15 protein-coding genes and 1 tRNA gene are annotated in these 21559 nt (G+C 41.0%); 10 read left to right on the top strand and 6 right to left on the bottom strand.

Annotated features, from left to right (window positions below; all coding sequences use genetic code 11):
* Positions 1 to 58: 58 nt before the first annotated feature.
* The 7 genes from ftsH (at position 59) to AC1HJP_RS07545 (ending at position 7708) form a co-directional block, all read left to right on the top strand.
* A complete protein-coding gene (gene ftsH, locus AC1HJP_RS07575) occupies positions 59 to 2002 on the top strand; it encodes an ATP-dependent zinc metalloprotease FtsH (protein WP_480361286.1) in 1944 nt (647 codons plus the stop codon).
* Between the two features lie 153 nt (positions 2003 to 2155).
* Positions 2156 to 3004 carry a dihydropteroate synthase gene (gene folP / locus AC1HJP_RS07570; protein WP_480361285.1) on the top strand — a complete coding sequence of 283 codons (849 nt, stop codon included), beginning with the start codon at positions 2156 to 2158 and terminating at the stop codon, positions 3002 to 3004.
* On the top strand, positions 3001 to 4341 hold the full coding sequence (gene glmM / locus AC1HJP_RS07565; protein WP_138568678.1) for a phosphoglucosamine mutase: 1341 nt from the start codon (positions 3001 to 3003) through the stop codon (positions 4339 to 4341). The genes folP and glmM overlap by 4 nt, the downstream gene beginning before the upstream one ends.
* A gap of 78 nt (positions 4342 to 4419) precedes the next feature.
* On the top strand, positions 4420 to 5169 hold the full coding sequence (tpiA, locus tag AC1HJP_RS07560) for a triose-phosphate isomerase (RefSeq protein ID WP_480361284.1): 750 nt from the start codon (positions 4420 to 4422) through the stop codon (positions 5167 to 5169).
* Between the two features lies 1 nt (position 5170).
* Positions 5171 to 5515 carry a preprotein translocase subunit SecG gene (gene secG / locus AC1HJP_RS07555; RefSeq protein ID WP_475159959.1) on the top strand — a complete coding sequence of 115 codons (345 nt, stop codon included), beginning with the start codon at positions 5171 to 5173 and terminating at the stop codon, positions 5513 to 5515.
* Positions 5516 to 5521: 6 nt separating this feature from the next.
* Positions 5522 to 5606, top strand: a tRNA-Leu gene (locus tag AC1HJP_RS07550).
* A 131-nt stretch (positions 5607 to 5737) separates the two neighbouring features.
* Positions 5738 to 7708, top strand: a complete 1971-nt coding sequence (locus tag AC1HJP_RS07545) for a UvrD-helicase domain-containing protein (protein ID WP_480361283.1) — start codon at positions 5738 to 5740, stop codon at positions 7706 to 7708.
* 220 nt (positions 7709 to 7928) lie between these two features.
* Here AC1HJP_RS07545 and AC1HJP_RS07540 read toward each other — a convergent pair whose 3' ends face one another.
* Positions 7929 to 8159 carry a hypothetical protein gene (locus AC1HJP_RS07540; protein WP_421964246.1) on the bottom strand — a complete coding sequence of 77 codons (231 nt, stop codon included), beginning with the start codon at positions 8157 to 8159 and terminating at the stop codon, positions 7929 to 7931.
* A 140-nt stretch (positions 8160 to 8299) separates the two neighbouring features.
* The gene (gene queC / locus AC1HJP_RS07535; protein ID WP_480361282.1) at positions 8300 to 8959 is read right to left on the bottom strand and encodes a 7-cyano-7-deazaguanine synthase QueC; all 660 of its coding nucleotides are present in this window, start codon (positions 8957 to 8959) and stop codon (positions 8300 to 8302) included.
* Between the two features lie 122 nt (positions 8960 to 9081).
* Here queC and queE point away from each other — a divergent pair, with 122 nt between their 5' ends.
* Positions 9082 to 9747 carry a 7-carboxy-7-deazaguanine synthase QueE gene (queE, locus tag AC1HJP_RS07530; protein ID WP_349286021.1) on the top strand — a complete coding sequence of 222 codons (666 nt, stop codon included), beginning with the start codon at positions 9082 to 9084 and terminating at the stop codon, positions 9745 to 9747.
* Positions 9748 to 9863: 116 nt separating this feature from the next.
* Here queE and sbcB read toward each other — a convergent pair whose 3' ends face one another.
* The 4 genes from sbcB to AC1HJP_RS07510 all read right to left on the bottom strand — a co-directional run bounded on the left by sbcB (position 9864) and on the right by AC1HJP_RS07510 (position 14046).
* Positions 9864 to 11333 carry an exodeoxyribonuclease I gene (sbcB, locus tag AC1HJP_RS07525; RefSeq protein ID WP_480361281.1) on the bottom strand — a complete coding sequence of 490 codons (1470 nt, stop codon included), beginning with the start codon at positions 11331 to 11333 and terminating at the stop codon, positions 9864 to 9866.
* Positions 11334 to 11571: 238 nt separating this feature from the next.
* The gene (locus AC1HJP_RS07520; protein ID WP_480361280.1) at positions 11572 to 12171 is read right to left on the bottom strand and encodes a CBS domain-containing protein; all 600 of its coding nucleotides are present in this window, start codon (positions 12169 to 12171) and stop codon (positions 11572 to 11574) included.
* A 43-nt stretch (positions 12172 to 12214) separates the two neighbouring features.
* Positions 12215 to 12487, bottom strand: coding sequence for a hypothetical protein (locus tag AC1HJP_RS07515; protein WP_480361279.1), 273 nt, complete (start codon positions 12485 to 12487; stop codon positions 12215 to 12217).
* Positions 12488 to 12726: 239 nt separating this feature from the next.
* Positions 12727 to 14046 carry a dicarboxylate/amino acid:cation symporter gene (locus tag AC1HJP_RS07510; RefSeq protein ID WP_480361278.1) on the bottom strand — a complete coding sequence of 440 codons (1320 nt, stop codon included), beginning with the start codon at positions 14044 to 14046 and terminating at the stop codon, positions 12727 to 12729.
* A gap of 160 nt (positions 14047 to 14206) precedes the next feature.
* Here AC1HJP_RS07510 and AC1HJP_RS07505 point away from each other — a divergent pair, with 160 nt between their 5' ends.
* Positions 14207 to 18331, top strand: coding sequence for a hypothetical protein (locus tag AC1HJP_RS07505; RefSeq protein ID WP_480361277.1), 4125 nt, complete (start codon positions 14207 to 14209; stop codon positions 18329 to 18331).
* A 237-nt stretch (positions 18332 to 18568) separates the two neighbouring features.
* A complete protein-coding gene (topA, locus tag AC1HJP_RS07500) occupies positions 18569 to 21214 on the top strand; it encodes a type I DNA topoisomerase (protein WP_480361276.1) in 2646 nt (881 codons plus the stop codon).
* Positions 21215 to 21559 lie beyond the last annotated feature (345 nt).

The raw sequence follows: 21559 nt of genomic DNA, 5'->3' as shown, positions 1-21559 counted from the left end.
TGCATTATAGTTGAATTTAAATAATTTTTAGATACAAGAGGTTAACTCCTTGAGCGACATGGCAAAGAACTTAATACTCTGGTTGGTTATCGCAGTAGTGCTGATGACCGTGTTCCAGAGCTTCAATGGAAACGATCAAATCGATCGTCAAACGAGTTACACGCAGTTTGTAAAAGAAGTGCGTAGCGGTGCAGTGCGTGATGTCAATATCGACAGAAGTACAGGCACTATCTCAGGTGTAAAAGGAAACGGTGAACGCTTCCAGACGATCATGCCTATGTATGATGAGGATTTAATTAACGACTTGCTTAAAAACGATGTAAACGTCAAAGGCGTTGCACCTGAAGAGCAGTCATTCTTAGCAAACATCTTTATCTCATGGTTCCCAATGTTACTGCTTATTGGTGTGTGGATTTTCTTCATGCGTCAAATGCAAGGCGGTGGTGGCAAAGGCGCTATGTCATTTGGTAAGAGCAAGGCTCGTCTAATGGGCGAAGACCAAGTTAAGACCACATTTGCTGACGTTGCTGGCTGTGACGAAGCAAAAGAAGATGTTACAGAACTTGTAGACTTCTTACGTGACCCATCTAAATTCCAAAAATTAGGTGGTAGCATTCCTAAGGGCGTACTAATGGTAGGTCCTCCAGGTACAGGTAAAACACTACTTGCAAAAGCAGTTGCTGGTGAAGCGAAAGTACCTTTCTTTACGATTTCAGGTTCTGACTTTGTAGAAATGTTCGTAGGTGTGGGTGCATCACGTGTTCGTGATATGTTTGAGCAAGCTAAAAAAGCGGCACCTTGTATCATCTTCATCGATGAAATTGATGCTGTAGGTCGTAAGCGTGGCGCTGGTATGGGTGGCGGTCATGATGAACGTGAGCAAACACTTAACCAAATGCTTGTAGAAATGGACGGTTTTGAAGGTAATGAAGGCATTATCGTTATTGCTGCGACTAACCGCCCAGACGTACTTGATCCTGCATTACTTCGTCCTGGCCGTTTTGACCGTCAAGTTGTGGTTGGTTTACCTGACATCAGAGGTCGTGAGCAAATCCTTAATGTACACATGCGCAAAGTACCACTTGATGAAAATGTACAAGCATCAGTGATTGCACGTGGTACACCTGGTTTCTCAGGTGCAGACCTTGCAAACCTTGTAAATGAAGCCGCATTATTTGCTGCTCGCGGTAACAAGCGTAAAGTGAGCATGGCTGAATTTGATGCAGCCAAAGACAAGATCATGATGGGTGCTGAGCGTAAGTCTATGGTGATGAGCGAGCACGAGAAAGAAATGACTGCTTATCACGAAGCTGGGCACGCCATTGTGGGCCGTTTAGTACCAGAGCATGATCCAGTTTATAAAGTATCAATCATTCCTCGTGGTCGCGCACTGGGTGTGACAATGTACTTACCTGAGCAAGACCGTGTAAGTCATTCTAAAGAACATTTAGAATCTATGCTTTCAAGCCTATACGGCGGTCGAATTGCTGAAGCATTGATTTATGGTGATGACAAAGTTACAACAGGTGCAAGTAACGACATTGAGCGTGCAACAGACATCGCTAAGAAAATGGTTACTCAATGGGGTCTGAGCTCTAAACTAGGTCCGCAAATGTACTTAGAAGAGCAAGGTGAAATGTACATGGGTGGTGGTTCTCATCGCATGTCAGGTATGTCTGATGAAACAGCTAAGCTGATTGATTCTGAAATCAAAGACTTTGTTACTCGTAACTACGAGCGTGCAGAACAAATCTTAAAAGACAATATGGATATCCTGCACAGCATGAAAGATGCGTTAATGAAATACGAAACCATCGATGCGGGTCAAATTGACGACCTGATGGAGCGTAAAGAGGTTCGTCCTCCTCGTGATGCGCATGATCAAAAGCCTGAGCCTAAAGCTAAGGTTGACTCGAAACCTGAAGTTAAGCCTGAGCCTGAATCAAAGGAGTCAGAGCCAGCATCGAGACCAACAAATGAGCTTGATGACAGCAAAGAGTGATTAATCTCAATAAGAGCCCCGATTTATCGGGGCTTTTTATTTTAATTTCTTCACTTAGCATATAGAATTGCGTTTAGTAATTTTTACCTTTTATTTCGAAACTTCTTTGAGAATTAGGTGAAATAAATACGTTAAAGGACGCTTCTAAATCACATGACCCAATTATCTCTTCCAAGAAACAGAACGCTTGATTTAACCAAACCGATTATCATGGGTATTGTTAATGTTACTCCAGATTCATTTTCAGATGGTGGCAATTACAATTCTGTTGATGATGCGTTTAAACAAGCTATGCGTTTAATTGAGGAAGGGGCAGCAATTCTAGATATTGGTGGTGAATCGACTCGACCAGGCGCCCCAGACGTTGCTCTTCAAGAAGAGCTGCAACGAGTTATACCGGTAATCAAACGTATTCGAGAAGCCTCTGATTGTGTGATTTCAATTGATACCAGTAAAGCTGCTGTCATGGAAGCGGCCATTGAATCCGGTGCGGACATTATTAATGATGTAAGAGCGCTTCAAGAGCCAGGTGCATTAGAAGTAGCAGCAAAACACAGCGATGTACCCGTTTGTTTGATGCACATGCAGGGTCAACCTCGCACGATGCAAACAAACCCAACGTATGAAAACCTTATTTCAGAAATAAATCAGTTTTTTGAAGAGCGAGTTTTAACGTGCAGTAAAGCTGGCATTAATCAAAACAGGATCATACTTGATCCCGGTTTTGGTTTCGGTAAAACACTGAATCATAACTTTGAAATCTTAGAAAAATTCAATGCATTTTCGACACTTGGTCTGCCACTGTTAGCAGGCTTATCTCGAAAATCTATGTTTGGACAACTTTTGAATAGAGAAACTAGTGAACGTGTTGCAGCCAGTCTAGCTGGTGCATTGATATGTGCTCAAAAAGGCGCACATATAATCCGCGTTCATGATGTGAAAGAAACGGCTGATGTCATTGGTGTATGGCAGGCAGCAAGAAATGGAGTAACACCCTTATGACAACAAGAAAGTATTTCGGCACTGATGGTGTTCGAGGTCTAGTCGGCGAATTTCCAATTACGCCCGAGTTCGCACTTAAATTAGGCTGGGCAGCAGGTAAGGTTTTATCTAAGTCTGGCACCAAAAAAGTAATTATCGGTAAAGACACCCGAATTTCAGGTTACTTACTCGAAACATCGCTAGAAGCAGGGTTAATTGCTGCGGGCATTGATGTTGTTTTACTTGGTCCTATGCCAACGCCAGCGGTTGCGTATTTAACGCAAACATTCCGTGCCGAAGCAGGTATTGTGATCAGTGCATCTCACAACCCATACCATGACAATGGTATTAAGTTTTTCAATGGTAAAGGCTTAAAGCTTGGCGATGAAGTTGAGCTTGAAATCGAGGCTATGCTTGATGAGGAAATGACTTGTGTACCTTCTGAAAAGCTAGGCAAAGCACGTCGTCTGGACAACGCAGATGGCCGTTATATTGAATTTTGTAAGGGTTTATTCCCAAATGAACTGTCTCTAGAGGGTTTAAAAGTCGTTCTTGATTGCGCAAACGGTGCAACTTACCACATTGCGCCAGACGTAATGCGTGAACTAGGCGCAGAAGTCATTTGTCACGCTTGTGAACCAAATGGCACAAACATCAATCTAGAATGCGGTGCAACGCATGTTGATAGTTTAAAGCAAAAAGTGTTAGAGCATAAAGCGGATGTTGGTATTGCATACGATGGTGATGGTGACCGTGTAATGATGGTTGACCATAATGGCCGAGTATTCGATGGCGATGACATAGTGTATATCATCGCGTGTCAGGCACACCAAGAGAATAATTTAGGCGGTGGTGTTGTTGGTACCGTGATGTCAAACATGGGCCTTGAAAATGCACTGAAAGCCAAAGGTATTGATTTTGCACGTAGTAAAGTAGGTGACCGCTACGTTATCGAGCTTTTAAAAGAAAAAGGCTGGAAAATTGGTGGTGAGAGTTCAGGTCACGTGTTGAATCTCGACCTTATTTCTACTGGCGACGGTATTGTCTCAAGTTTGCAAGTATTGACGGCCATGGTCTCGCAAAACAAGACATTGAAAGACTTGGGTGCGGGTTTCCAAAAGTATCCAATGAAAATGATCAATGTGAAGTATCAAGCTGGCACTGATCCTACACAAGCCGACGAAGTAAAAGCCGCAGTGAAAGAAGTAGAAGCTGATCTTGCTGGCAAAGGTCGAGTCCTTCTTCGTAAATCTGGTACAGAGCCTGTTGTACGTGTCATGGTTGAGGCGGAGCAAGAGAAGCAAGTGCTAGACTTCGCTCAAAAAATTGCCGAAGTTGTTGAAACTGTGAGCAATTAAACAAAATTTCAATTTTATTTCTTGTAACTTTGGGTGAGGCGAGTTAGTATCTCACCCGCTTTTGATGCGGAGTATCGTATGTCGCAACGTAAGCCAATTGTCGCTGGTAATTGGAAAATGAATGGTTCAGTAGAACTTATTGAAGAGATTTCTTCAAAGGTACTAGGCCAAGTAGAAGAAAAAGCATCTCTTATTGTTTTTCCTCCAGCAATGCTTTTATCTTCGGCAATTGAAAAAGGTTTTGTAACTGGTGCGCAGACAGTATCTGAAAACAACTCAGGTGCATTTACAGGCGAAACTAGCGCAGAACTAGCAAAGCAACTTGGTGCAGAGTTTACTCTTGTTGGACACTCAGAAAGGCGTAGTCTTTTTGGTGAGTCAAACGAAGTTGTAGCAAAAAAATTTAGCAAAGCACAAGAAAATGCCCTAACACCGATTTTATGTGTAGGCGAAACAGAATCTCAAAGAGAATCTGGCGAAACAGAACAAGTTGTTGCTGAGCAAATTAAAGCTGTAATTGAGCATTCAGGTATAGCATCACTGTCAGACTCTGTGATAGCATACGAGCCCGTTTGGGCAATTGGTACTGGTAAAACAGCATCACCTGAACAAGCACAAGCAGTGCACAAATTTATTCGAGATATGATTGCCGAGTATGATGGTCATATCGCAAATGAGCTTCGTATCCTATACGGTGGAAGCGTTAATGATTCTAACAGTGATTTGTTATTTGCACAGCCAGATATAGATGGTGGCCTAATTGGTGGCGCTAGTCTTAAGGCAGATGCTTTTTTAAGTATTTACAAAAGTGCATTAGGGAACGTATAAAATGTACGAGATATTATTGGTTGTTTACCTAATTATTTCTTTAGCTTTAGTTGGCATGATTCTAATCCAACAAGGTAAAGGTGCAGACATGGGCTCTTCATTCGGAGCAGGTGCTTCTGCAACAGTTTTCGGCTCATCAGGTGCAGGAAACTTTATGACGAAGACAACAACGATTCTAGCGACTGTTTTCTTTGTACTGAGCATTATTTTAGGTAACTTAACAGCTGGTCAAATTAAAAAGACTGATGAGTGGGAAAACCTTTCAGCACCTGTAGCAACAGAAGCTGCACCTACTGACTCAGATGTACCGGTTTCGAACAATAATAACTCGGACGTACCTAACTAAAAATTTGCGGATGTGGTGGAATTGGTAGACACGCCATCTTGAGGGGGTGGTGGCTTCGGCCGTGGGGGTTCAAGTCCCCCCATCCGCACCAATTATTAAAACCAGCTTTTAGCTGGTTTTTTTATGCCTGAAATTTACTAATGCTGAAATAGATAAAAATACTTTGATTATTCAATAGCCTTGATTAACATAAGTCATCATTTTGTTCACTGAACTGTTATCTTGATCTTCCAAAATACTGCTGTATCACTTAGAAATAAGCTCAAGGCGATTGAGTTAAATGAAAGCCAACTCATTTTACAATTACATAACGATACGCTTGCTTACTCATGGCGGGCGTTACAGTGTGCGCCTCAATTACATAAAACACCTTTTAGTCATGTGATTGAGATACAGCTCAATGCGGATGACACTTCTTTAAAGCACCGTTTTGCAGCGCGCAGTGATTGTCAAAGCCAGTTAGACACCTTTTGGTGTAACGCCAATAAAGCGGATTTAGTTAATACAATTTCTAAAATTGAAGCACTGTTAAAGCAATCATTTTTGTCACACCGAAAATGGTTAGCGATCAAAGATAAAATGAAAGCCTTGGCTGTAAAATGGCTTGCTCGAGATCTAAAGTGCCAATTAACGCGTGATATACAAAAAGCATTGGCATCTTTAAAAGAATTAGTTAGCTGGACAGAAACAGATATTTCAGAATTTAAAAACAGCTTTATCAATTACAAAATGCAGGAGCATAAATCCTTTTTTGATAGGCTTGAGCAACACCCGCTGACTGATGCGCAGCAGCGAGCATGTATCATTCAAGATGATAGACAGTTATTGTTGGCGGGCGCTGGTACGGGAAAAACCAGTGTCATTACAGCGAAATTTAAATACTTACTTCACACCAAGCAAGCCAAAGCAGCAGACCTGTTAGTATTAGCCTATGGCAGTGATGCCAGTGAAGAATTGCAAGCGAGACTTAAAGAAAAAGATCAAGTCATGACTTTTCATAGTTTGGGCAAGCAAATCATAGCCGATGTAGAAGGTAGCGTGCCTAAGGTATCTGAATTATCCACCAATTTACAGGCTAAAACGGCGTTTATACTCGATACTTTACAAGCACTATATTCTGACGACTCATTTAAGCAGCTGTTGGTTTCATTTTTACGAAATAACTTTGCCTACAAATTTGAAGGTGAGCTAAGTACATTTTTAAACTCGTCATTGAAAAACAAGTTTGTACAAACAATTTTCACGCTGTTCAGTCTCTACAAACAAGCACACGCACTTGGAAAAATCTCAGAGCTAGAGACGACGTTTTCAGATGATTTAACCCTACTGAGACATTTTTTAGCTGAGTATAATCTTTATCTATCAAATGAAAATAGCATCGATTTTGATGACATGATCATTCGTGCCAGACAATATACGCAAAGTGGTCAATATACTCCGCAATGGAAGTTTATTCTTGTTGATGAGTTTCAAGATATTTCAGCAATTCGTGCTGAATTAGTGAAAGACTTATTGGCTAATAAATCAGGTAGCCAACTATTTGCAGTGGGTGATGATTGGCAATCAATTTACCGATTTAATGGCGGCGATATTCGTTACACAACAGAGTTTGCAAAACACTTTGGACATGCAACGACCACCCAACTAGATAAAACATTTCGTTATTCTCAGGCTTTACTTGATTTATCTGCTGAGTTTGTTTGTGCTAATCCACAACAAATTACCAAATCAATACAAGCTTTCTCATCAAGCTCATTACCTGCAGTAAAAGAAGTCTTTCACACTGATCCAATGCAAGGGATATCAGAAGCATTTGGGTATATTGCAAATCAAGCACCGACGAATGCCAGTGTATTAATCTTAGCGAGAAGTCATGCTGCGCTACTAGATAAATCGACTCTACGAGCGATTGAGAGTCACTATCAGCAGCTTTCTATAAAACAGATGACATTCCATGCTGCAAAAGGAAAAGAGGCCGATTACGCGGTTTTAATTGGGTTAGACAAAAAGTCATTGCCTTCAAGAGTAAAATCATTACCTTTAGTTGAAGCTTTACTGCCTCAAGTCGAGCGATTCAAAGATGCAGAAGAGAGAAGGCTGTTCTATGTCGCATTAACACGCGCCAAAAAGCAACTGGTTTTAGTCGTGCCAGAGCAGTCTCCGAGTGAGTTTGTAGCTGAACTAAACTACTAATACCAATCCGCAATAACACTTAATCATTTTGAAGGATTAAACTTGATGATAGCGGCGTTAAAGATTTCTCATTTAGAACAACTAAATAACGAAATATTTGCCTTGCCTACATGGATGTAGGTACCTCAGCGATAGCAGGACGCGTGAGCGGTGCTACCAACGAGGTTTTCTTGCCTAAAAATTGAACACTTACATAAGCGGGTTGGTATAACTAAAAGTGCTATAAATTACTGATCTTTTTATCAAGTTGATAACCTTCATCAGTCACAATTTTTTCTAGTGTTTCAATGCGGCTTTTCAAAGATGCGATTTCATTTTTCATTTCATCTGTGCCCGCGGTATGTTTAAGTGTTTTTTCTTTTAACGCAAGGTAGCGTTTCACCCAATCACCAACAACACCTAATCCAACACAAATGAAAACGATCATCACGATCATGGTTGTTCCTGACATAACTGACTCCTACTAATAATTCTAATCTTAGAATAGCAGTCTTATTGATTTAAGTTAGTGACAAAAGTCAGAGGAGGGCTAGAAAGAGGTTAACGGATTGTGCAATTGCAGTAGGTGATTGCAATTGCACATGAAAAAAATTAGGCTTCGTAAGGAAGAGGATCACTTGCATTATTTAATGAAAATGCCTCTAGACGCTCTTGGCATGCACCACATTTACCACAGGCTTTTTCACGACCGTTATAGCAAGTCCATGTATTACTGTAATCTAAGCCCATATTTAGGCCATCTGTTAAGATCTCAATTTTTGTACTGTTTAAATACGGGCAAACGATTTCAACTTCTTCGTAGTTTGCGATGCGACAAACATCACTCATTTTTTCAACGAATTCTGGGCGACAGTCAGGATAGATTGCATGATCACCTGAGTGCGCGCCATAAAATACCTTGTTAGCTTTAAGTGAAACCGCATAGCCAACCGCCAAAGAAAGTAAGATCATATTACGGTTAGGCACAACTGTGCTTTTCATGCTTTCTTCTTCGTAATGGCCTTCAGGTACTTCAATGTCATCGGTAAGCGAGGAGCCGCCAATAAGCTGATTGATAGCAGAGATATCAACAACCTTATGGTGTACATTTAAATCTGCACAGACACTCGCAGCGACTTCTAGCTCTTTAACATGGCGTTGGCCATAGTTGAACGATAATGCATACACGTCAAAGCCTGACTTAATTGCTTTGTTTAACACTGTGTAAGAGTCCATTCCACCAGAATAGATTACGACGACTTTTTCACTCATAAGATTATTGCCTCGAATTTGATAGAGGTTTGCTTCAGGGCGCGATATACTACACGGCCGCTGAAAAAATAACAATTTTCACGGCCGATTTTTTGAGTTTGCTATGTTGTATTGGAGCTGCTTTGTACAAAGTTAATGAGATTTTTGAAACCATCCAGGGTGAAGCGAGTTTTACTGGTGTGCCGTCGATATTTTTGCGTTTGCAGGGCTGCCCCGTGGGTTGTGCTTGGTGTGATACCAAACAAACGTGGGAAACCAACGACACATATCTTGTAACTTTAGGCGAAACAGTCGAAAAGAAAGCGGATTCCGAAAAGTGGGCAAATGCTAGTATTGATGACATTATCAATTTGTTCAAAGAACGCGGCTATCTTGCTAAGCATGTGGTTATTACAGGTGGCGAACCCTGTATGTACGATTTAGTGCCTCTTTGCGAGCAACTTCATGAGGCCGGTTACACCACACAAATAGAAACCAGTGGCACCTTTGAGATATTAGCACCTGAATCAACCTGGGTAACTGTATCGCCAAAAATCAACATGCGCGGCGGCTATGATGTACTGACGTCAGCCATGCAAAGAGCAAATGAAATCAAACACCCAATCGCGATGCAAAAGCACGTTGATGAACTTGAAGCGCTATTCGAGCAAACAGGTGTGAGACCAGAACTGATTTACTTACAGCCAATCAGCCAAAAAGCCAAAGCAACCAAACTTGCGATTGAAACTTGCTTAAAGAAAAACTGGCGTTTATCAGTGCAAGTGCACAAATACATTGGCATAAACTAATTATTATTTTGCTTAATGCTAAAAAGAGAAAGCCCGTTTAAAACGGGCTTTTTTGTGTAATCTTCAAAACTAAGAAATTTAAGCGTTTAGAAAAGCTGTTTTATTCGAGCAAAGACTTACAGGCTTTGAGCATACATGTACAAAGATTTTAAAATGCTCATTTTCTTTTCATTACCATCATGTTGATGCAATAAATTTTCTAGCGTTAACATAAAGTCTTCAGCGCCGATAGAAGGATTATCTTCACCATGCATCAACTTGTTTTGGCAATATTTACGCCATACATCTAATTCGTGTGGCGAGAGCGTATGAGGCCAGTTACGGGCTCTATATCTAAATAACATAGTGGTAAATTTGGCGTCATCAAACTCTAAATCAAATGAACTTAACGACTCAGGTGCCGCGTCTCTGATCATCGCAAACTTGGCTTTATCTGCTTTTGACGTAAAGCCATTATAAAGCTGGTAATCAGGGTTAGTTGTGCTGCTAAAGTCAGCTTTATCGTTAAACACTTCCGCTACTTTGTCTCTCAATTCAGGATGCGCTTTTAGCACTTTCAAATTCTCAAGACACTTTTCTCTGTCTATGCCTAAACGTGCTGCATTTTCAGGAAGCAGGGTTTTTGCAGGCGCCAAAATAGGGCACTTATTTAAATGCACCAACTTAAGGCCAACTGGCAATTCATCTTCGCCTAAATCAGCGTGTTTTGTATAAAGGCGTTCACGCAACTGCTCTACGTCTAAATCAAGCAGCACTTGTGGGTCTTCAGTTAAGTTAAAACACACCACGGCATTTTTATTCACTGGGTGAAAGCTCATTGGTGCGATCCAGCTCGTACAGCCTTGAGTTGCAGGAATACGCGATGAAGTATGCACCAGTGGTTGCATGTTATAGACATCAACGAGATCAGCTAACGCCTTCTTATTTCTTAATCCAAAGAAGAAGTTAAACAGTTTAGGCTGCTTTTCTTTGATTAACTTAGCCAGAGCAATCGTCGCGGTTACATCGCTAAGCGCGTCGTGGGCTGCAGCGTGTTCAATGCCATTGGCAACGGTTAGCTCTTCGAGTTTAAAGCTTGGTGAGCCATCTTCTTTTAATGGCCACTCAATACCTTCAGGTCTTAATGCGTAACAGGCACGCACTAGATCAATAATATCCCAGCGGCTATTACCATTTTGCCATTCACGTTCATATGGGTCGTAAAAGTTTCTATATAGTGAGTAACGCGTTACTTCATCATCAAATCGAATACTGTTGTAGCCAGCCACACAAGTGTTAGGGCGACTAAACTCAGCATGGATCTTCGCCATAAATTCAGCTTCAACCAAACCATGTTTAAGCGCATGTTGCGGCGTTATACCAGTGATCAAACACGCTTCAGGATGGGGTAAATAATCTGGAGCTGGTTTGCAGTATTCAATTAGAGGTTCACCAATAATATTTAAGTTGTAATCGGTGCGAATACCTGCAAATTGACTCGGGCGGTCTTTTTGTGGGCTAGCCCCCCAAGTCTCATAGTCGTGCCAATAGATAGTAGGGATATCTTCAACGTTTTCTTGTGTATGTAATTGATTGTTTTCTTGCATAAATCTTTAGCTATCTACGGTGCTTATATGTAAGTTCATAACGCAAGCATAGTAACACATATGATAAATGGCTTCGATTTTTAAAATTAATGTGAAGAGGATTGAGAAAGTATTAGCTTGAAACGTTCATTTTCAAACTGGGTATTTTAGATGTACTTAAGAAAAGAAAGTAATTAATAATCAAAAAAAGCGCCCACAGGCGCTTTGAACTTTAACGTACATTACTTTGGGATAATGGTTAAATCTCTGCGTGATGGAGTAGGGTGTCTACTATGTCACTGAATTTGTTTGCGGGTTTGACGGTATTGATATTTGCGCCGCAGATTTTTGCTAAATCGATAAAATCAAAATAACCAACAAACGATGAGTTTGTATCATCAATTACTAACAAAAAGTCTGCGCCACTTTGTTCCATTGTCTTAACAAGATTACTGACATTAGATTGTTCGACTTGTTTAAATGAAATTTGCTGTAATGACTTAATTGGGATCATGATGTCGCCGACATTTAAGTCTTTACGATGGCAATTAAGTTTATCTGCAATGGTTAAAATGTAACGACTGCCAATTCTTGCATTTGAAATTAGCCCAACAATGTTGTTTTGCGCATCAACCACAAAACTCACTTTATGATGCGTACGATTCAATATTAGGCTTGCTTCGTCAATGTCAGCACCAAGATCAATGTGTTGAATTGGGTTAAGTATTAGATTGCGCATTAGCTGTAATGCGGGCTCGTTACCTTCAAGTAATTTTTGACTTGAAGAGTAAGGCAATTGTTCAGTTGCAAAAGTTAAGTTTGCAGCAGGCTGAGTTTTAAGAGTAGTAAATGCGTTCATAAGTCACCTCTGTAAATAAATTAATAAGCACGAAAAATCGGAATTAATTTAATAAAGGTGGGGCTCTTATAACTGAATGGTGCGTTGATAAAGTTGAGTGGGTATCGTTATAAAGAAATTCAAAAAGTTCAGCAGTTGCAACAGAAGTTGGAACTTTGCTGATAATACCATCGTCAAGATCATTTAAGTTTGAATTATCAAAATCACAAACTACCGAACTTACAGATGGCATAGTGTCGTACTGAACAGCTTTCGCTGTTGATACATTTAGTAAGCTGATAACGCAAAGTAGCGCAATAACCTTTACTATGTTCATACAACACACTCGAATTAACCAATAACTACAATGTATGGGCTGTTTACGCTAAACACAATAGTTTATTTGTAACAGTGTATATACTAATACGTATAAATTTCTGTGCTTTGCTATCCATACATAAGATAAGTATAGACTTTGTTTTAAAATTTTTACGTAAATTAAAAGAAAATAAAGTTTTTAAAAACAAAAAAGCCCTGACTGATTGAACAGTCAGGGCTTTTTTATACAGCTTAAGGTTAATCGATTTTTTCTAATGCTTTCGCTGCATTTGGGTCATTGAAAACATGTGTATCGAATTCGTTTTCAGACTTAGCAACTACACAGGTTACCATACAGTCACCTGTCACATTTACTGCTGTTCGCGTCATATCAAGCAGTCGGTCAACCCCCATAATGATAGCAATACCTTCAACTGGTAGGCCAACTTGGTTTAATACCATTGCAAGCATGATAAGACCCACACCAGGTACACCTGCAGTACCTACAGAAGCAAGTGTTGCGGTAAGGATCACCATAAGGTAATCACTGATTGTTAAATCAACAGCGAAAACTTGCGCAATAAATACTGTCGCAACACCTTGCATGATGGCAGTACCATCCATGTTAATAGTCGCACCAAGTGGCACGGTGAAAGACGCAACAGAGTTGTGTGCACCTAGCTTTTTCGTGGCCGTTTCAAGTGTTACTGGCATAGTTGCACTTGAACTTGATGTACTAAATGCAAACATACATGCGTCTTTCATCTTAGTTAAGAAGGTAATAGGGCTTAAACCCGTTAGAATTTTTAAAAGTGCAGAGTAGTTGATCAGTGCGTGAATAAATAGAGCGGCTAATACAGTAAAGAAGTACTTTGCTAGACCAAGGATTAAACCCATCTCAATCGTTGTAAATAACTTGGCCATTAAACAGAAAACACCAATTGGTGCTAGGTTCATTAAAATAGTCACAAGTTTAAGCACAACCGTGTTCAAATCATCAAAAACTTTAGCTATGCGTTTACCCGGCTCACCGCTCAGCGCCATTGCAATACCAAACAAAAGTGCAAAAACGATAACTTGTAACATGTTACCTTCAGCCATCGCATTGATAGGGTTAGTAGGGAACATATTAATAATAACTTGAGTCAGCGTTGGTGCTTGTTTTGCGTCAAATGCTGCTTCGGTAGGTACGTCATAACCCACACCAGGGCTCACTAACAAAGCAAGTGAGATTGCGACAGTAATGGCTACAGCTGTAGTGGTTAAATAAAGAGCGATTGATTTACCACCTAAGCGACCTAGCTTTTTAGGGTCACTTAAGCTACATGTACCACACACTAAAGAAATGAAAACCAAAGGCACAACCAGCATTTTTAAGCTGGCAATGAAAATTTGCCCGCCTATGTGAAATAAGCCGTCTACGAAGAAACCTTTAACGGCTAGATCAAATAGCCCAAGAGGGATTAAAACGTCTTCTTTATCACCAAGAATAAATTGGAAAAGCAGACCTAGAAAAACACCCGCCACCATGCCCAGCATGATGCGAGTGGTTAAACTCATCTTGTTATTTTGTGTCATATCGATTGTTAGATTTTTTCAAATTCATAATAGCCTACCAGCATGGTGCGCTGAGACCAAAAAAAAACGTTAAATAGTTAAGAAAAAGTTGTGATTTTTAATCACTTTATAAGGTAACATGAGGAGATAATAATTTTAATTCAGCTAGGGAGAGGGGGTAATGCCTTTGATGCGCTGGTTTAGCATTTTGTTGTTTTCCTTATTAGTCACAGCTTGTGGCGGCGGTGGAACAATAGATAAAACAAACAATAATACTGGAGATGGTGGTTCTTCAAGCGATTACCAACTTACGTTATCGATTTTAGAACAAACGACAGAGCTTTCTCTGCAGACCCCCCTCACTATTGAAGCCACACTGAATAATGACGGAGCGGCTATAGCCAATACCCGTATTAATTTCACGGCTGACGAATATGCGCGTTTTGATGGTCCGTCATCAGTGTTGACCAACAGTGAAGGTAAAGCAACGGTTAAGTTGTTACCAACAGATCAAAAAGGCGCAGGCGCAGTGAGTGCGTCAGTATCTATTGCTGAAACCACATTAGAAGAGCAGATTGATTTTACATCGCTTGGAGATGGCGGTTTAAAAATTAGCGTGACTATAAAAGATACTGATGGTGCCGTAATTACCCAAGATAATCCACTTTCAACCTCAAAGCCTGCTATTGTCACTGTTGAAGTTATGAATGATAACACCCCAGTATCGCAAGCTGTGGTGGAGTTAGATACAGATGAAAGAGCTGAACTGGATTACGACAGTGGTTTAACAGAATCAGATGGTAAAGCGGTTTTCTTTTTGACACCTAACACAACAAGTGGTCCAGGTTTTGTAACTGTCACTTACAAAGGTACTCTCAATGAGCAAACTGACGATGTCATTGCAAGAGGTTACTTTTTCACCGAAGGTTTTAGTACTAGCAGTATTTCTTTAAATATTGATATGTCAGACGCAGATGGCAATCCAATTACAACTTCGAATCGTCTAAGTGAAGATAAAAATGCTTCTGTTGTTGTTACATTATTAGAGGGTTCTAAGCCATTATCTGAGAAATTTATTACTATTAATGCAGGTAATAAGGGGATTACTGTTCCTGCAGATGGTCGTGTTGTAACCGACTTAAACGGTCAAGCAACAATCACACTGTTGGCAAACACAGAAAGTGGAGTTGATGCGCTGACAGCAACTTATACACATAACGACACTGATGTTGTAGCTGTTAGGCCATACTACACGGCGAGTAACCCTAAGTTTGATGCTGATCCTTACAAAATTTCATTTACTGCGAAAAACCCGTTAACTAATGAGCCGTCAAATATGCTAGCTGGTGGCAGTGCGTTAACCTTGGAAGCACAGGTTTTACTTAACAATGAGCCAGTAACAAATACGCGTTTACAATTCGAAGTTGACCAATATGCAAGGTTAGATCATTCTTCAGGTTCAATCTTAACCAACCAAGAGGGTATTGCGTCAGTTAACTTACTTGATAATGATTTGGAAGGCGCAGGTAAAGCGACAGTCAGTTTTGAAAAGCCAGACGGCAGCACAATATCTTCAAACATCTTCTTTGATAGTGCAGGTACTGGCGGTATTTCATTATCTGTTGCTCAGGTACTAGATGACGCAAATCAACCAATCACTAAGGAAAACCCTGTTTCAGCCAACACTAATGGTTTCGTCACAGTAACACTGACAGAAAATAATCTACCCATTAACAATGCATTGATCCTTGTTCAAGGTGATGCAATTGCAACGACACGCCCTAGTAATGGCAAAATTGCCACAGACACGAACGGGCAAGCAACGTTCGAATTAGTGCCAACTACTGAAGCTGGTTTAGGTGAGTTTACTGTAACGTATCAACAAACTGAAAACCTAATATTCACAGAAACAGCGTATTTTTATTCATCGGGCAACCCAAGAGAAGAAACAAGCACCTATGATATAGATGTGCGCATTTTAACTGGTTGTAATGCTGACTGGGATGCGAACCGTGCAACAATTGAATTAGACCCTGATGACATAAATACCGGATGTTCTGATTCGAGCCGAATTAGTTCCAATGAACTGGCAGAAGTATTTGTTAAGCTTTCATCTAAACAAAGCGGTACAGCACTGACTCGCGAAATTGTGAATGTAACAACAACAATTGGCCAAATTTTACCAAGCAGTGGCACAGCATTAACTGATGAATTTGGAGTTGCCTTATTAAAACTTCAGCCAGGTGATAGTGGTGGTGCCGGTACTGTTTCTGCGAGTTATGATGGAGAGACAAACACCAGTAACTTCTCTGTCGGGGTGGTCGATTTAGAAATCAGCCTTGATAACGGCTTAGACGAAGGTGTAACTGAACTTAAAGCCGGTGGTAGTACAGTTATTACAGCAACGCTTCGGGATGAGGAAGGTAACTTATATCTAACACCTGCCGACGTTAACTTCTCTTCAGTGTGTGCTGCGAATGAAGAAGCACAACTAGATGCGCAAGTTAAATCATCCAATGGTGAGGCTACAGCAACATACCGAGCGAATGGTTGTAGCATTACAGATACAATTACTGCAACTGTCGAAGCGGGTGGAAATAACTTTGTAAATTCAATCGAATTGACAGTCAGCGAGTCGCCAGCGCAAGCACTCAAATTTTTAACAACCAATGAAAACTTTGAGCAGTTTATTGCACTACCTCCTGGTGAAGGTGGCGCGCCAACATTATCAGTCGTTGAATTTCAACTTTTAGATGAAGACACAAATCCGATTAAACAAAAGCGAATCGACTTCAGGCTTACTGACAGTATAGGTGCTGCAGGATTAACACAGTCGTCTAGCAGTACTGATAATGAAGGTAAAGCGCAAACGACAGTGACGTCAGGCCTAGTGCCAGGTCCACTTGTTGTACAAGCTTGTTATATTCCTGATAACTTAATTGAGCAAGTTGAGGGCACAAATCAGCAAGTAACTTGTTGGCCAGATGAGTTTGATCGTTGTGATGTTGATCCTCGCCCTGACGATTGCCCTGCGGGTGGTTATGTACTTGTGCCAGTTTCAGAGCAGATCACAGGTGTGTCTTCAAGAATTCTTTTAAGTTCTGGTGTTACAGATCAAGATAGCTTTGATGCAGCGCCAGTGACACTTAACCTGAACTCTTTATCACACGTTGGTGCCACGGTAGATATCAATATTTTCTTCGGTGATCAATTCAACCAACTAAGTGGTGATGGGGTTACTGCGACCGTTCAGTCTGAAACAGGGGTGGTTGGCACGTTCGATGGTGAACAGTTTAATGAGCTTTATAATTGTCAAAGTACAGATGCGACTTGTACTTTAACATGGCGTAATCAAGGGGATGCACCATTCTCTGGAAGTGAATGGCAAAATACCATTGCAGATGTTTGCGATACCTATTTTGGCGTGTCTGCCCCATGTATTGGCACTTATCCAACTACTAAAGATGGTAGAAACATCATCCGAGGTGGTCGAGTGAGCTTTTTAGTGACGGCAAAAGGACAAGAGACGTTTGTTGATAAGCCGGGTACAAATAATCGTAATGGTCGATTTGATGAAGGTGAATATCACTCTGCGTTTGATTTGCCTGAAGCATTTTTAGACATAAATGATAACGGCACTTTTGATGCACAAAGCTGTATAGAATCTGATCCTGGTAATGACCCTTGTGCGCCAGCAAACAGCGACGGTGGGCATAATGAGATTTTCAGAGACATCAATAACAATGGTACTTATGATAGTGCTGACGGTATTTACAATGGGTTATTGTGTAGCGAAGATGCTCAAAAAGCGGGAGCTTGTTCAAAAGAGCTGATTGAGGTTCGAAAACAATTTAGTATTGTAATGTCAGGTGATACACCTTATGTGCGTTTCGCAGTACCGTCTTCTTATGGTGGTGTTGATTGTGCGTCACAAAATGGACTCACCTTAGAGGCATCAGATAACTCAACTTATTGTGATATCTCTTCTGTTACATTGGGCGACGCTGGTGTTGAAAGTGTGCCTGTTTATATCTTTTATTCGGATATAAACGGTAACCCATTGCCAGCCGGCACTGAAATAGAGGTATCAACTACCAATGGTAAATTAGATTTAGCAGGTGGTGATGCAGTTGTACCTAATGAATTTAGCAACCAAACAAGTTTTTCAATAGCAAACTTGAGCCGTGAAGTAGAGTCAAACGGTCAAGAAGTAGGTCTTCTGTCTATTCAGTTTACCTTCACTAAACCTGACGGCACTAACGAGGTAATATCCTACTCACTGAGCGTGGATGACGCCAACCCATAACCCTACTTGAAAAAATGCCAACCGAACGGTTGGCATTTTTGTATTGTTTCCATTATATTGCGCAGCTTACTTATTGCTTGATACATTTTTGCTTAAAATTGCAACAAAAACTGTGTAATTAATCATTAATCAGCTAAAACTTTGTATTAAAAGCTTGTAACAATAGGTGTTTGTAGATATACCTATAAATATTCACGCCCGATGGGCATACACCAAGATGAGTCAGAATAGGCAGCTATGGGCAAATCGTTAGTAATTGTAGAGTCACCTGCAAAGGCGAAAACAATTAATAAATACTTAGGCAAAGACTACATTGTTAAATCAAGTGTAGGTCATGTGCGCGACCTTCCGACCTCAGGTGCAGGCAAAACAAAAGGGGTTGCGACCAAGTCTCCGGCAGAAGTAAGAAAAATGTCGCCGGAAGAAAAAGCCGTATATAAGAAGAACAAAGATTACGCGAATCTTGTCGCTCGTATGGGTATCGATCCTGAAAAAGGGTGGGAGCCACATTACGAAGTACTTCCAGGCAAAGAAAAAGTCGTACAAGAACTTAAAAAACTCGCAGAAAATGCTGACCACATCTATCTCGCAACCGATTTGGATAGAGAGGGAGAGGCAATTGCTTGGCACCTTGAAGAGATCATAGGTGGTGAGCCAGAAAAGTATAAGCGCGTTGTTTTCAACGAAATTACCAAAAATGCGATTCAGCAAGCTTTCGAAGCGCCAGGTCAACTAAACACTGATATGGTTTATGCGCAACAGGCGCGCCGTTTCTTGGACCGTGTTGTTGGCTTCATGGTTTCGCCTTTATTATGGCAGAAAGTCGCTCGTGGTTTGTCTGCGGGCCGTGTACAGTCAGTTGCAGTAAGGCTTCTGGTAGAACGTGAACGTGAAATCAAAGCGTTTATTCCGGAAGAGTATTGGGATATTCACGCTGATACAAAAACCAAAGCTGAAGATGTTCGCTTTGCGGTCACTAAGTTCCAAGGCCAAGCGTTTAAGCCAGTGAACGAAGCTCAAGCTATGGCAGCGGTTAATACAATCGAATCTTCTTCATTAAGCGTTGTTAAAGTAGAAGAAAAGCCAAGCAAGAGTAAGCCAAGTGCGCCATTCATTACATCGACAATGCAACAGGCTGCAAGTACACGTTTAGGTTATGGTGTTAAGAAAACCATGATGTTGGCCCAGCGTCTTTATGAAGCGGGTTACATTACCTATATGCGTACCGACTCAACCAACCTTTCGAATGATGCTGTTGCAATGTGTCGTGACTATGTTACTGACAACTTTGGTAATAAGTATTTGCCAGAGAATCCGATTAAATACAGTGCAAAAGGCAATGCGCAGGAAGCGCACGAAGCAATTCGCCCATCTGATGTAAATGTATTATCAGGTCATGTAGAAGGCGTTGATGCTGATGCTAAAAAGCTATATGAGCTTATTTGGCGTCAATTCGTAGCGTGTCAAATGACACCAGCAGAATACGACTTAACAACCATTACGGTTGGTGCGGGTGATTACACGCTAAAAGCTCGTGGTCGAGTACTACGTTTTGATGGTTGGACTAAAGTACAGCCTTCAGTTCGTAAGAAAAATGAAGAAGATCAATCACTACCAGCGGTAGCGGTGGGCGATATTGTTGACCTAGTGGCTTTAGACCCTAAGCAGCACTTTACTAAGCCACCTGCACGTTACTCTGAAGCTAGTTTAGTAAAAGAACTTGAGAAGCGTGGTATCGGTCGTCCTTCAACATACGCAGCAATTATTTCAACCATTCAAGACCGTGGTTATGTACGCGTTGAAAACCGTCGCTTCTTTGCTGAAAAAATGGGTGAGATCGTTACTGACCGATTAGTAGAGAACTTCAACGATCTAATGAACTTCGACTTCACCGCGAAGATGGAAGGACGCTTAGATGACATCGCTGAAGGCGAGCGTATCTGGACTCAGGTACTTGATAAATTCTACGCTGATTTCAAAGAGCAGTTAGAAGTTGCTGGTGGTGACGAAGAAAATGGCGGTATGCGTCAGAACGTTATGGTTGAGACGGATATTGATTGTCCGACCTGTAATCGCAAGATGGGTATTCGCACGGCTTCTACAGGGGTTTTCCTAGGTTGTACAGGTTATAATTTACCGCCGAAAGAGCGTTGTACGACAACGATGAACTTGGTTTCCGGTGATGAAGCGGTTGCGGCAGATGTAGAAGACGTTGAAACTGAAACCCTAATGCAGATGAAACGTTGCCCAATTTGTGAAACGGCGATGGATTCATACTTAATTGATGAAACCCGTAAGCTTCATGTTTGTGGTAACAACCCAGGTTGTAGCGGTTATATTGTTGAACAAGGCACGTTTAAGATCAAAGGCTATGATGGCCCTGTTATTGACTGTGATAAATGTGGTTCAGAGATGCAGCTTAAATCTGGTCGATTTGGCAAGTATTTTGGTTGTACCAACGAAGACTGTAAAAACACGCGTAAACTTCTGAAGAGCGGTGAGCCAGCGCCACCAAAAGAAGATCCCGTTCATTTACCAGAACTACCTTGTGAAAAGTCTGAAGCGTATTTTGTATTACGTGATGGTGCCTCGGGTATTTTCTTAGCGGCACACACATTCCCTAAATCAAGGGAGACACGTGCGCCTAAAGTCGCGGAGCTAAAACAGTTCAGAGATAGAATTTCACCTAAGTTCTATTACCTTGCTGATGCACCTGAAAAAGATTCAGAAGGCAATTTAGCCGTTGTTCGCTATTCGCGTAAAACCAAGACTCAGTATGTAATGACAGAAGTGGAAGGCAAAGCGACAGGCTGGAAAGCAACGTATGAAAACGGTAAATGGGTTGAAGAAGATAAGCCAAAAAAGAAAAAGGCTGCTAAGTAATACACTTTAGCTTTTAATTGTGAAAACCCGAGCTCAGCTCGGGTTTTTTATATGTGTTGTTACGTCATCTCATACTAATCCATTTGATCAATTGAGCTATTTTGAGGTAAGGAAAAGATGCTGATAACCCCGAGCACAGCTCCAGCTATCTATGCGGCAACTACTTTCATAAAGGTAAGAAAAATTTATATGTAGTGTTGGAGTGGAACATTCGCGTAACAGCGTATACATTTCAACAACATTATTTCGCTGACGTTGGGGGAGTTTAAAAGTTTGTGTAGATATGAACCTTTGTCTGAATCTATAAGTTAGCGGCCATATAGACCGCTTAAATTGAGACAAATA

The sequence above is a fragment of the Pseudoalteromonas sp. NFXS53 genome (genome assembly GCF_056629255.1).
Note: the sequence above shows the minus strand (reverse complement) of the source record. Positions and strands in the feature narration are given on the sequence as shown.